The organism is Flavobacterium ichthyis (genome assembly GCF_009915155.1).
Lineage (GTDB): Bacteria > Bacteroidota > Bacteroidia > Flavobacteriales > Flavobacteriaceae > Flavobacterium > Flavobacterium ichthyis.
Map to the genome: position 1 here is coordinate 15,643 of NZ_JAABLM010000011.1, position 13,453 is coordinate 29,095.

General features: G+C 35.8%; 12 protein-coding genes. 5 read left to right on the forward strand and 7 right to left on the reverse strand.

Going from position 1 to position 13,453, the window contains the following annotated elements; all coding sequences use genetic code 11:
* Nucleotides 1-5 precede the first annotated feature (5 nt).
* From GV828_RS09800 to GV828_RS09825, 6 genes are all read right to left on the reverse strand, one after another.
* Nucleotides 6-1,355, reverse strand: a complete 1,350-nt coding sequence (locus tag GV828_RS09800; RefSeq protein WP_166537317.1) for an FAD-dependent oxidoreductase — start codon at nucleotides 1,353-1,355, stop codon at nucleotides 6-8.
* Nucleotides 1,356-1,521: 166 nt separating this feature from the next.
* On the reverse strand, nucleotides 1,522-1,968 hold the full coding sequence (locus tag GV828_RS09805; protein WP_166537318.1) for a KTSC domain-containing protein: 447 nt from the start codon (nucleotides 1,966-1,968) through the stop codon (nucleotides 1,522-1,524).
* A 90-nt stretch (nucleotides 1,969-2,058) separates the two neighbouring features.
* Entirely contained in the window at nucleotides 2,059-3,294 is a 1,236-nt protein-coding gene (locus GV828_RS09810; protein ID WP_166537319.1) for a cation:dicarboxylate symporter family transporter, read from the reverse strand.
* Between the two features lie 53 nt (nucleotides 3,295-3,347).
* The gene (locus GV828_RS09815) at nucleotides 3,348-3,887 is read right to left on the reverse strand and encodes a hypothetical protein (RefSeq protein ID WP_166537320.1); all 540 of its coding nucleotides are present in this window, start codon (nucleotides 3,885-3,887) and stop codon (nucleotides 3,348-3,350) included.
* Nucleotides 3,888-4,221: 334 nt separating this feature from the next.
* Nucleotides 4,222-6,258 (reverse strand): TonB-dependent receptor, encoded by a 2,037-nt coding sequence (locus tag GV828_RS09820; RefSeq protein WP_166537321.1) that lies wholly within the window; start codon nucleotides 6,256-6,258, stop codon nucleotides 4,222-4,224.
* Nucleotides 6,259-6,318: 60 nt separating this feature from the next.
* Nucleotides 6,319-7,587 (reverse strand): PQQ-dependent sugar dehydrogenase, encoded by a 1,269-nt coding sequence (locus tag GV828_RS09825; protein WP_166537322.1) that lies wholly within the window; start codon nucleotides 7,585-7,587, stop codon nucleotides 6,319-6,321.
* A gap of 187 nt (nucleotides 7,588-7,774) precedes the next feature.
* Between GV828_RS09825 and GV828_RS09830 the strand changes: the two genes are divergently transcribed.
* The 5 genes from GV828_RS09830 to GV828_RS09850 all read left to right on the forward strand — a co-directional run bounded on the left by GV828_RS09830 (nucleotide 7,775) and on the right by GV828_RS09850 (nucleotide 12,689).
* The gene (locus tag GV828_RS09830; RefSeq protein WP_166537323.1) at nucleotides 7,775-8,305 is read left to right on the forward strand and encodes a phosphoribosyltransferase; all 531 of its coding nucleotides are present in this window, start codon (nucleotides 7,775-7,777) and stop codon (nucleotides 8,303-8,305) included.
* Nucleotides 8,306-8,325: 20 nt separating this feature from the next.
* Nucleotides 8,326-8,901, forward strand: coding sequence for an adenylate kinase (locus tag GV828_RS09835; protein ID WP_166537324.1), 576 nt, complete (start codon nucleotides 8,326-8,328; stop codon nucleotides 8,899-8,901).
* Nucleotides 8,902-8,912: 11 nt separating this feature from the next.
* The gene (locus GV828_RS09840; protein ID WP_166537325.1) at nucleotides 8,913-10,187 is read left to right on the forward strand and encodes a hemolysin family protein; all 1,275 of its coding nucleotides are present in this window, start codon (nucleotides 8,913-8,915) and stop codon (nucleotides 10,185-10,187) included.
* Nucleotides 10,188-10,276: 89 nt separating this feature from the next.
* Nucleotides 10,277-11,284 carry a GTPase ObgE gene (obgE, locus tag GV828_RS09845; RefSeq protein ID WP_166537326.1) on the forward strand — a complete coding sequence of 336 codons (1,008 nt, stop codon included), beginning with the start codon at nucleotides 10,277-10,279 and terminating at the stop codon, nucleotides 11,282-11,284.
* A gap of 127 nt (nucleotides 11,285-11,411) precedes the next feature.
* On the forward strand, nucleotides 11,412-12,689 hold the full coding sequence (locus GV828_RS09850) for a replication-associated recombination protein A (protein WP_166537327.1): 1,278 nt from the start codon (nucleotides 11,412-11,414) through the stop codon (nucleotides 12,687-12,689).
* Here the strand turns inward: GV828_RS09850 and GV828_RS09855 are convergent.
* Entirely contained in the window at nucleotides 12,686-13,453 is a 768-nt protein-coding gene (locus tag GV828_RS09855; protein WP_166537328.1) for a hypothetical protein, read from the reverse strand. The two genes, GV828_RS09850 and GV828_RS09855, sit on opposite strands and share 4 nt — an antisense overlap.

Genomic DNA, 13,453 nt, shown 5'->3' on the forward strand with positions numbered 1-13,453 from the left:
GACTTTTATATTTTTTTCTCCAACAATTCCAAGATTCTGGCCTCCGTTTCAGGAGCGTTCCACTTTTGCTCGATATTTTGCGTTTGTAAAATTTCCTCCATGATTTGATTTTGGAAATCGCCAATTTTCAACGCTTCAGAATACGGATTTAAGCTAAATGTAACCCTGCTATACAACGGCAACCATTTTTCAGGATGCTTTTCGGAAAACCATTTTTCTATTTTTTTCTGTAATAAAAATTTTTCGTCAGCTGTTTTTGAGCTCATTTCCATAAAATTGCGGTAGGAAAGTTCTGCAATCGCATCGGTATTGGGTTTTCTGCTTTTTTCGTATTCTTTAAAGATGGTTTCCCAATCATTTTCGTATTGGTTCATCAAATTATTTAAAACCGTAATATCCTCAAAACCGGCATTCATACCGTGTCCATAAAACGGAACGATGGCGTGACAAGCATCACCAATTAATGCGACTTTGTCCGTAGAGGTCCAAGGATAACATTTCATCGTGACCAAATAACTGGTTGGGTTTTTAAAAAAATCTTCAACTAAATTGGGAATCACTTCTTTGGTATCCGGAAAATGTTTGGCAAAAAATGCAACCAAAAGATTTTTATCAGTAAGATTTTCAAAAGAATTTGCGCCCTCGTGCGGCATGAACAAAGTACAAGTAAAACTACCGTCAGGATTGGCTAGAGCCATGAGCATAAATTCGCCTCGAGGCCAAATGTGTAGTGAATTTTTATCGAGTTTGTGCGAACCATCTGCATTGGCGGGAATATGTAATTCTTTGTAGCCTAATTTTAAAAATTCTTGCGAATAATTAAACATGCTTTGGCGTTGCATCCTATGACGAACTCGGGAAAAAGCGCCATCGGCCCCAAATATTTTATCGTATTTATGTTCTGTCCATTCGCCTCTTTCGGTTTCCCCAATTTGCAACGATGGAACGGTTAGATTCACGTCCCATACTTTTTGGTCAAAGAAAAATTCAACACCAGCTTCTTCGGCAAGATCAATCATTCTACGATTTAAAATTCCTCTTGACAATGAAAAAATCGCTTCCCCGTCTTGACCGTAATATTGATAATTAAGTGGTTTTCCGGCCATATGAATGGCACGTTTGTCAACCGGAATTCCAATTTTTTTTATTTCGTCGTCTAACCCAATGTCACGCAAGGCTTTCCAACCACGATTGGACATCACGAGGTTAATGGATCGTCCTGAGAATTGAATTTTTCGAATATCCGGACTTCTGTCAAAAACATGAACTGTATGTCCGGCTTTTTTAAGGTATATCGCTAAAAGTGTTCCGACCAAACCAGAACCCACTACTGCGATTTTTAAAGGATCTTGCATTGAAAGCACAAAAATATATGAACTTCAAATTTAAGAAATTTATTTAGATGCTCGGGAATTTTAAAAAGAGATTGTTATTTACTTACTACATTTTTCTTACCTAAGTCCAAAAAAAATCCTAACAAGATTTTACCTGTTAGGATTATTGAAAACTGTAAACTAAATATTATTCTTCCGCTGCAACCCCAGATTTTCTATGGATAAAATTGCCGTAAATATGTCTTCTGGCAAAACGGCTTGGCGATTCTGCATTGACCATTTTAATGTAGGTATTTTTCGGAACGCCAATATATTCGTAAGAATTTCCGTCTAAATGTTGAACGATTAAAGTATTTTTTTCATGGTAAAAATCATGAATGTTCGATTTTAAAATCGTTTCGTTGTATTCCTCTTTGTTTCTTTCCAAAGTTTCATGATTGATACTTACCAAAAAATGGTAGGCTTCAATTACTTTTTTGCTCGTTTCTTCGGCGGCTAATTTTCCTTCGTCATCATTCACAAATTTATCCGGATGCGCATCTTTCATCGCATTTCGGTAAATTGTTTTTAACTCCTTCAGGGTTACATTTTTATCAATACCAAGTAATTTTCTGTGCTCTACAATTCTTTTCATGCCAATTTTTTTTAAGAGCGCAAAAGTAACAAATTAAAAATGAATATTTTACAAGAAGTAACTTTTTATTTTTTGGCGAAAGCCAAATTATTAATGTTCAATTTCCATCGGGTTTTCTACATCTACAAATTCGTTTTCACTTTTAGAAATTACAACGGTTGCCACAGCGTTTCCTATAAAATTGGTAATGGCTCTGGCTTCGCTCATAAATTTATCAACGCCAAGCAAAAAAGCCAATCCTTCTACCGGAATTTTATGAATTGCGGTAAGGGTCGAGGCTAATACGATAAAACCACTTCCGGTAACGCCTGCAGCTCCTTTTGAAGTAATCATAAGCAAACCTATTACGGTTAAAATTTCTGCAAAACTTAAATGTACGTCGTACAATTGCGCTAAAAATATAACGGACATCGAAAGATAAATCGAGGTACCATCGAGGTTAAAGGAATATCCGGTTGGCACTACTAATCCCACAACTGATTTACTACAACCTAATTTTTCGAGCTTGTCCATGAGGTTTGGCAAAGCAGGTTCGGAAGATGAAGTTCCTAAAACAATAAGCAATTCGGCTTTTAAATATTTAATAAGATGCCAAATATTTTTTTTGTAATACCTTAAAATTGAACCCAAAATCACAAATATAAAAATAGCCATGGTGATGTAAACCGTAACCATCAATTTTCCTAATGGTATCAAGGTGTGAAGTCCAAATTTAGCAATTGTGTACGCCATTCCGCCAAAAGCTCCCAATGGCGCAAGATACATTACAAATTTTAGCGCCCTAAAAACATATTTTGAGGCAACGTATAATTTACCTACGATTTTTTCTCGTTTAGTATAATAATTTAAAGCAATTCCGGAAATGATGGCCAACACCAAAACCTGCAATGTAAAATTTTCCAAGAAAAAAGTCCACCAGCTAAATTCGGTTTGGGGATTAGTCGTATATTGAGAAGCATCCTGAATGTCGAGTCCGGTTTTATCAATTTTTCCGGGTTTGATTATATAAGCTGCAATTACACCAATAGCAAGGGCAAAAGTGGTCACGATTTCAAAATAAACAAGTGATTTAATCCCAATTCTACCTACTTTTTTCAAATCGCCCATGCCTGCAATTCCTAAAACAATAGTGAGAAAAATAATTGGGGCAATAAAAACTTTAACCAAACTGATAAAAGAATCGCCTACGATTTTCATCTTAATTCCTATTTCGGGAAAATAATGACCGAGTAAAACTCCAGTGATAATAGCAATTAAAACCCAAAAGGTAAGATTAGAAACAATTTTAAAAAGCAAGCCGTTGTTAAGCGATTTTGGAGCATCCATAAAGAGAAATTAAAAATGCACAATTTAATATCTTTATCGGTAAACTTCTTTAGTTATCTGCGTTCTTTTAAAATTTCTCTAGCAACCGCTTTGTAACCAGGACTTTCAGAAGCATAATTTTGCTCGAGAATAGGTTTTAATTCCGTTAAAATCCAAGGTTCTTTTTTGCTTAACGCAAAAAGTGTTCGGGCTGCATACACTTTCGTGGCCACATTTTCGTCAGATATCATGATGTCAAAGCCAAATTCTGTAATTATTTTTTTGGCTTCCGCCGAAAGCAATTGGCCTGCATTTTTCGATTGAACTAAAAACATGCAAATTCTCATTGCGGGACGAATTGAACTTTGGTGTTTCAGCGTTTTAAAATTTTGTAGAAAAAAATCTAAGAACGGTTCTATTAATCCTATTTTTTCTTTAAAAACTAACTCAATAACCCACCACGCTTTGTAATGATTTTTATTTTTTACGTCAAAAGCCAACAAAAATAACGATTGCAAAAGTTCTGGATTTGTCAAAACTTCGTCACAATACTGGTCACGCATTTGTCGATAAACTTTTGAAGCGGTTATTTTTTGTAAAAACTCTTGATGCATAAACAGCGTTTTCCGATAGACAATTTTAAAAAAAAAGCCCGGATTAACCGGACTTTTCATGTTTTATTTTTCAAAAATTATCTTCTGAAAACCCATTCCACAGTTCCTGTTGAGTAGAAATATCCATCGTTTTGGTTTCCATTAGGATATTGCGTTAAAATAATTGTGATAGAAAGTTCATTACATTCTTTTATTTTGGGTTAATACAGCAATGTTATAAAGACGATTTAGGCGTTGTTTACAGTTTTTTCAGGTGTTGTTATGAGATTATAATTTAGTCGTTAATTTAGTGTTAAGCGAGGCGCGAAATGAAAACATCTTTAACTTTTAAAAATTATAAAACGTAGCTAAAACCAATATTTGCGTAATAGTTGATAGGCAAACCCGGATAAAAGTAGCGTGGGTTATTATTGTTCGTTACTGCATTTGGCAAAATTAAAGACGCGTATTTTGTGTTGAAAACATTATTAATTCCAGCGTTCAAATTTATTTTCAGTTTTTGAATCTGGAATTGAAAGCCGGCTTTTGTATTAAACAAATGATAAGCATTTGAAAAATCACTATTAGCGTCATTCAAAGGAATTTTATCTACAAAATGATAGTCAGCTAAAACATAAAATCCTGATTTTAACTGGATGGTAAATCCGGCATTTACTTTGTTAGACGGAACACCTGTAAGTTGATTTCCGGAAAAATTAGTGTCATTATGCAGAAATTCTTTAAACGAATAATCTCCAACTGAAAAACTGGCAAATGGTAGCAATTCTACTTCTGGAAATATTTTAAAAAATCCTTGAGTTGAAAATTCAATGCCACGATGAAGTGTTTCACCTGCATTGACGCCAATATATTGATCATCACCAATTCTTTGTGCAACCAATAAATTTTGGATTTGCATGTGATAACACACAATCTCCGCATATAATTTCTTTTTGAAAAAATAAAATTTTCCGCCTACTTCATAGTTGTACCCAGTTTCGGGTTGGATGTTTTGGTTTATGGTTCCATCCGCATTTAAAGTCTCGTCAATACTGGGATGCGAAAATCCACGACTCACCGAAGCATAAATTTTTGAATGGGAAAAAGGTTGGTAACCAACGGAAATTTGTGGTGCCAAAATACCATCATAATTGAATTTTTGTTTTGAATGTTCTTCGAAATAATGCTGTAAATCAAATTGACTGTAGTTGAAATTCAATCCGGTTTGTATGTCGAACTTTGGCGTAAACTGCAATTTTATCGAACCAAAAATATTGGCAAAAGCTCGGTTTTGATATTGTCCGGAAATTTGAGAGCCTTGCCAACTGCCGTTTCCGTCATTTTGTTGGTACAAATTTTCAAAATTTTTGCCAGAATAATCATCTTTAAAAATCTCAAAACCTAAATTCCAATTCACGGCTTCCGAAAAACTTCCGGTTAATTGATTCCTGATTCCGTAGGAAAACGTGAATTGCTGTAAAATATCAAAAGGTCGCGGTTCGTAATTGTCTTTGTAATTGACAAAAATAGATGTGGCATTTTGTGTGTTTTCCGAAATTTTTATATTGAAATCAAATCCTCCCAAAATCGATTTATAATTTTTGTAACCTTTGGCGTTTGCCCAATTTGCCGCAGCACTTTTCGGGTTGTTTTCAAAAGTTTCACGGTCAATCGAACTTGGGATAAAAACCAATAAATCAGTAAAATTTCCTAAAAAATTCAAACTGCTTTTTTCGGTTTTAAAAATTTGACCAGAAAGTGTAATTCCTTCACGATTGTAGGCAGAATTCTCTCGCCAGCCGTCAGTTTTTAATTTGTGATAACTAACATTTAGTGCCGATTTTTTATTGTGAACTGAAGCCGAAATAGTATTTTTTACCAAACCAAACGAGCCATGAGTGGTGCTGATACTCGCTTGATTTGCAATATTTTTTTCCGGACTAATGATGATGGCACCACCCAAACCAGCTCCGTAAATACTTGACAATGGTCCACGAATTACTTCAATTTTAGAAATATTTTCAAGGTCAATGTCGTCAATAACCGTTTCGCTGTTTCCTGAAGTTAACGGAATATTTCCGTAAAATGCCCTGATTTTATTGGTTCCGTAGGAAGTTCTAGCACCAATTCCTCGAATCGAAATACGTGTGGTTGCCAAATTTGAAGTTTGCATTAAAACGCCCGGAATTCGGTTCATTGCAAGTCGAATATCGGTATGATTATTTGCAGTTAAATCTTTTTTTGATAAAATTCCCACCGAAGCAGCCGTGTTGAGCAAACTGTCATTTGTACGGAAAGAAGTAATGGTAATTTCTTTTAATTTTAAACTGTCGGTTTGCGCCATCCCGAAAATTGGGACAAAAACAAACATCCACAAAAGTATTTTTTGCATTGATTTTATTAAGAAAAAAAAACCTCAGAATAAACAAATCCTGAGGTTTTGGAAAAATTATTAATTCGCTTTAACCTGCCAAATGGTATTTCCACTGTCGTCACAAACTAAGAGGCTTCCGTCATTTAAAACGGTAACGCCAACAGGTCGTCCATAAACTTGTGCTTTTTTTTCATTGCCAATAAAACCTGTCAAAAAATCTTCTGGTTTGGCTGATGGTTTTCCGTTTTTAAAAGGAATAAAAACTACTTTGTAACCACTTAATTCCGATTTGTTCCAGGAACCGTGTTGGCCTACAAAAATTCCGTTTCGGTATTTTTCAGGGAAAACCGTTTTGTCATAAAAAGCCATTCCCAAGGAAGCCGTGTGATTTCCAACCGGGACATCGGGTACAATTGCTTTTGCCACTAAATCTTTGGCTTTGCCTTTCATCCTTGGATCTTCAATTTGTCCAAAATATGAATAAGGCCAACCGTAAAACCCACCTTCTTTCACGCTTGTTACATAATCCGGAACCAAACCATCGCCTAATTCGTCTCGCTCGTTCACGGCTGTCCAGAGTTCACCGTTTGCGGGATTCCAGTCCATTCCCACAGGATTTCTCAAGCCGCTGGCATAAATGCGTTCACCAGTTCCATCAGGATTAATTTCTAAAATATTGGCACGCCTTTTTTCAACTTCCATTCCGTGTTCAGCATTATTACTTGCAGAACCAACCGAAATATAAATTTTGGAACCGTCTTGATTTGCAATTAAATTTCTGGTCCAGTGGTTATTGTATCCTCCAGCCGGAAGTTCAACAATTTTTTCTCCTTCACCCGAAAGTTTCAAGTCGCCTTCTTTGTAAGGAAAACGGTACAATCCATCAGTATTGGCAATATAAAAATAATTGTTCAAAGCCAGCATCCCGAAGGGTTTGTTGAGTCCGTCTTTAAAAACGGCTCTGGTTTCAAAAGTTCCGTCTTTGTTTTGGTCACGAAAAACGGTAATGCGGTTCGCACTCATAAATGTGTTGCTTTCCACCACAAAAAGATCATTATTTGGTGCCAGATAAGTATAACGTGGATTTTTTAAATCTCCGGCAAATTTGGTAACGGTGAAACCTTGAGGTGCTTTTGGAGTTTCGCCTTCAGGCCAATCTCTCATGCCATTTCTTTTGGTAACCGATTCCGTTTGATAAGGAGGCGGGAGTGTTAAATCGCCTACAGCAGTTTTTACAGTAACACTACCTTGTTGTTGTGCTTGTTTTTTTTCTTCTTTAGAAATTTGCCCGTTGCATGACATTAGTGTAATTAAACCGGCAATAACAGGAGTAAGTTTTATTTTCATTGAAATTGATATTGGTGGTAAGTTTTTGTAAGTTGAATTTACTCATTTTAAAAGTCTTACCGCTAATTCTTGGAAAAGATTAAAAATAATTTAACAAAAGTAAATTTTGAAATAAATCTAAGGAAAATAGTAAAATTGCTGAAATGTATTTCACTATATTTGCATTTTACTGCTAATTAAAAAAATTGTGATACAGCTTCACGACAAACATTTTGTTCCTTTCATAAAAGCAAAGGAAATTGATTCGGCTATAGCCAAAATGGCGCAAGAGATAGCGGAAGATATAGACGAGGAAGTCCCCTTATTTGTGGGCGTTTTAAATGGCGCTTTTATGGTAGTTTCGGATTTCATGAAACATTACCCAAAAAATTGTGAAGTTTCATTTGTAAAAATGGCTTCGTATGAAGGAATGACCTCTACTGATGATGTGAAAGAACTCATCGGAATTAATCAAGATTTATTGGGAAGAACCGTAGTGGTGATTGAAGATATTGTAGATACAGGCAATACTTTGGTGGCCTTAAAAAGTATGTTTGAAGCCCAAAATGTAAAGGATTTAAAAATCGCTACGTTGTTTTTTAAGCCCGAAGCTTATCGTCAAAACATAAAAATTGATTATATTGGGATAGAAATTCCGAACAAATTTATTGTAGGATATGGATTAGACTATGATGGTTTAGGACGAAACATCCCAGAAATTTACCAACTAAAAGATTAAACATACAATTTTATACACCAATGATTAACATCGTATTATTTGGAAAACCAGGTGCAGGAAAAGGAACTCAGGCAGAATTTTTGAAAGAAAAATATAACTTGACACACCTTTCTACCGGAGATATTTTTAGATTTAATATTAAAAATGAAACCGAATTAGGAAAACTGGCGCAAACTTACATGGACAAAGGCGATTTGGTTCCAGATGAAGTAACTATAAAAATGTTGCAAAGCGAAGTAGAAAAAAATCCAAATTCAAAAGGCTTTTTATTTGACGGTTTTCCTCGAACACTTTCTCAAGCAGAAGCATTGGATACTTTTTTAGAATCTAAGAACGAAAAAATTACAGCCACAGTTGCCTTAGAAGCAGATGATGAAATTTTAGTAAAAAGATTGCTCGAGAGAGGCAAAACTTCAGGAAGAGCTGACGATCAAGATGAAAGTAAAATTAGAAACCGTTACCAAGAATACAACGAAAAAACCGCGCCTTTGATGGATTATTACAAAGCGCAAAATAAATTTCACGCCGTGGACGGAATTGGTTCCATTGCCGAAATTACTGATCGATTAAGTAAAGTAATCGATAGCCTTAACTAAATTTATAAACTTTGGAAATAGCCATAATTATATTTCTTATTCTTTTAAACGGCGTTTTTTCAATGTCGGAAATTGCATTAATTTCTGCTCGAAAAAACCGTTTAGAAACCTCTGCCAAAAAAGGCAACCCAAGTGCGAAAACAGCTTTAGACCTTGCCAATTCACCAAACAAATTTTTGTCAACCGTACAAATCGGAATTACATTAATAGGAATTTTGACCGGTATTTATTCCGGAGATAAAGTAACGGATGACGTAAAACTCTTCCTCGATGGATTTGAAGCCTTGCAACCATACTCCGCCAATTTAGCAGTAGGAATTGTCGTTGTAATTCTTACATTTTTTTCCTTAGTTTTAGGAGAATTGGTACCAAAAAGAATCGGACTTAATTATCCGGAAGCTATTGCGAAAATGGTAGCGGTTCCCATGAAAATTGTTTCAATTATCACAGCTCCATTCATTTGGTTATTGACCATTTCAACTGAATCATTGCTTAAATTATTCAGAATTCGTCCAACGGCAGATGGAAAAGTTACTGAAGAAGAAATTAAGGCCATTATCAAAGAAGGAACCGAAGTTGGGGAAGTTCAGGAAATCGAACAAGACATTGTGGAAAGAGTATTTCACATTGGCGACAGAAAAGTAAATTCACTCATGACTCATAGAAAAGCGGTGGTTTACCTTTCGTTAGAAGATAATGTGGAAGAGTTGAAAGCTAAAGTTTTAGATGAAATCCATTCCGTTTATCCGGTTTGTGAGGATAATCTTGACGAAGTTATTGGCGTGGTTTCATTAAAAGATTTGTTCGCCAATTTCGAGAAAGGCGATTTTAACTTACGCGATATTGCAACAGAACCCGTTTATTTAATCGAACACACATCCGCATACAAAGCCTTGGAAGTTTTCAAAAAAACCAAAGTACATTATGCAATTGTTACTGATGAATACGGAATTACGCAAGGGATGATCACCCTTAACGATATTTTAGAAGCCTTAGTAGGAGATGCGTCGGATTTTTATCACGAAGAATTTCAGCTAATTGCTAGAGAAGACGGCACATGGCTCGTGGACGGACATTATTCATTACATGATTTCCTAACGTATTTTGACCTTGACGAACTGATCAATGATTATGAAGTTACAACCGTCAGCGGCTTAATAATGACCGAATTATCTTACATACCGAAACAAGGCGAAAAACTTGTATGGAATTTATTTGAATTGGAAGTCATCGACATGGATGGTGTTAAAATCGATAAAGTACTAGTACGCTCGCTAAAAGAATAATTAACAAAAATAATTGTGTTTAAGGTAAGGTTTAAAGTCGCGAATAATTGCTACTTTAAACCTTAAACTTTAATCCAAATTAAAGAATCATGACAGAAGGAAATTTTGTAGATTACGTAAAGATATATGTTGCCTCTGGAAAAGGAGGAAAAGGCTCATCACATCTACACCGTGAAAAATTTATTGAAAAAGGCGGTCCAGATGGTGGAGATGGCGGTCGTGGGGGACACGTAATTTTAATTGGAAATAAAAATCTTTGGACTCTATTTCACTTAAAATTTGCCCGTCACATCAAGGCCGGACACGGAGGCGATGGCGGAAGTGCAAGAAGTACAGGTGCTGACGGTGAAGACAAATACATTGAAGTACCACTTGGAACTGTAGTTAGAGATCAGGAAACAAACGAAATACTTTTTGAAATTACCGAAGATGGCGAAAAACGAGTTGTTGCCAAAGGTGGAAAAGGCGGTTTAGGGAACTGGCATTTTCGTAGTTCCACTAACCAAACGCCACGGTATGCTCAACCTGGAATGCCCGTTGAGGAAAAAGATATCATTCTTGAATTAAAATTATTGGCAGATGTTGGTTTAGTTGGATTCCCAAATGCGGGAAAATCTACTTTGTTGTCGGTTTTAACCTCTGCCAAACCTAAAATTGCAGATTATCCTTTTACCACCTTAAAACCCAACTTAGGAATTGTTTCTTACCGCGATTTCCAGTCCTTTGTAATGGCAGATATTCCGGGAATCATTGAAGGTGCTGCTGAAGGAAAAGGTTTAGGACACTACTTTTTAAGACACATCGAACGAAATTCGGTTTTACTGTTTTTAATTCCGGCAGATGCCGACAATATTAAAAATGAATACGAGATTTTACTTGATGAATTACGCAGGTACAACCCCGAAATTCTCGATAAAGAACGATTGATTGTTATCTCAAAATCAGACATGTTAGACGAGGAACTCAAAGCAGAAATGAAAGCTGAATTAGACAAAGATTTACAAGGACTTCAATATTTATTTATTTCTTCAGTAGCGCAACAAGGACTGATGGAATTAAAAGACAAGTTGTGGCAGATGTTGAACACTTCTCTATAAAAAGATTTCACCGGGAAAAAATAGTATAAAGGCTGATAATTTTACCAATATTTGTCATATCCAAATTTTACAATATTGAGCGATCAGTTTACAAATGATTAATCGTCGAATTTCTTAATTTTGCAACATGGAAGCACCTTTAGCCGAAAGAATCAGACCGCAAAATTTAGACGAATACGTGGGACAACCACACTTAGTGGGACCACAAGGTTCATTAACCCAACAAATTGCAAGGGGAATTATTCCATCGCTAATTTTTTGGGGACCTCCGGGAACGGGAAAAACGACCTTAGCACAAATTATTTCGCAAGAATCGAAACGACCTTTTTATATTTTGAGCGCAATCAATAGTGGCGTGAAGGACGTTCGCGATGTAATAGACAAAGCGAAACAAAGCGGCGGTCTTTTTACGGCCAAAAATCCGATTTTGTTTATTGATGAGATTCATCGTTTTAGCAAATCACAACAAGATTCACTTTTGGCAGCGGTTGAAAAAGGCTGGATTACATTAATTGGTGCCACTACCGAAAATCCGAGTTTTGAAGTGATTCCAGCGTTGCTTTCGCGTTGTCAGGTATATGTTTTAAATGCATTTACCAAAGAAGATTTGGAAAATTTATTGAAACGAGCCATGGAAACTGACTTGTTACTCAAACAAAAAAACATTGAACTGAGGGAAACAGAGGCATTACTTAAGCTTTCGGGTGGCGACGGACGAAAATTGCTAAACATTTTTGAATTGGTTGTAAACGCTTCGAAAAACGAAAATGTAGTAATTACGAATGAAATGGTACTTTCATTGGTACAGCAAAATACGGTATTGTACGACAAAACGGGTGAACAACATTACGATATAATTTCGGCGTTTATAAAATCAATTCGTGGAAGTGACCCGAATGGTGCAGTGTATTGGCTGGCAAGAATGATTGAAGGTGGCGAAGATTTAAAATTTATTGCCAGACGAATGCTGATTTTGGCAAGCGAAGATATTGGAAACGCCAATCCAACAGCTTTGATTATGGCTAACAATACATTTCAGGCTGTTACCACCATTGGTTATCCAGAAAGTAGGATAATTTTGAGCCAATGCGCGGTTTATCTGGCAACTTCTGCCAAAAGCAATTCGACTTACATGGCGATTGGAAAAGCTCAACAAATTGTAAAACAAACGGGAGATTTACCTGTGCCATTGCATTTGCGAAACGCGCCAACAAAGCTGATGAAAGAGTTAGGTTACGGCGATGATTACAAATACGCTCATAACTTTGAAAATAATTTTGCGGAGCAAGAATTTTTGCCCGATGAAATCAAAAACACACCCATTTACGAACCCGGAAATAATCCTCGTGAACAATCGACCAGAGATTTTTTAAAAATCCGCTGGAAAAACAAATATGACTACTAAAATTTGATTAGCAGTTTTTCTGAAACGGGCTGGTCATCTTGGTAATATTCAAAAAACCAATCATTATTTTTCTTGATTAAGACACCATTTGCAGTATCACTTTGTGCCGTGAAATAATCGGGATTAGAAGTTTTGTAAATTTTCAACACCACTTTCGGAGTATTATCTACCAATTGATAACCGTTTTTTATGGGTTGTGCATAAAGATGGGTTGGCAATTCTTGGGCTTCGATAACTTTAGGTTTAACTTGTGAAATGCTTGATGTTTCCGATGAAACGGTTGCTGTTTTCTGCTGTGTTAGAACTGGAGCTGGAGCAGATGCCACAAAGTTAGTATTACCGTTATACGAGTAATTTTCATTGTAAAGTGAAATCATGGCTTCATCTAACGCTTCTGCATAAGCTTTTGCAAAAGATTTTTCCTTACTTTTTCCTTCCGCACTTTTAAAAATTAGATTATTCTGACAATCTTTTATAGAAACGGTCATTTTCGTAGCCAAAAAAGCCGATTCTCGTTCTAAATTAGCATACAAAGCACCACAACGATTGTTGATCAATTCTACCGGTATTTTATCTTCATAAAATACAATGAACCCCATTTTTTCTAAGTGAGCTTTAGTAAAAGTACTTAATCGATGCTCATTTGGTTGTTTTTGAAAATCAAATTTCACAGGAACAACTATATATTGATAATCATTAATGGTTTTTTGTGCCAATCCCGAAAATTGGATTGCAATGGCAACAAGAAGTAAGATTTTTTTCAT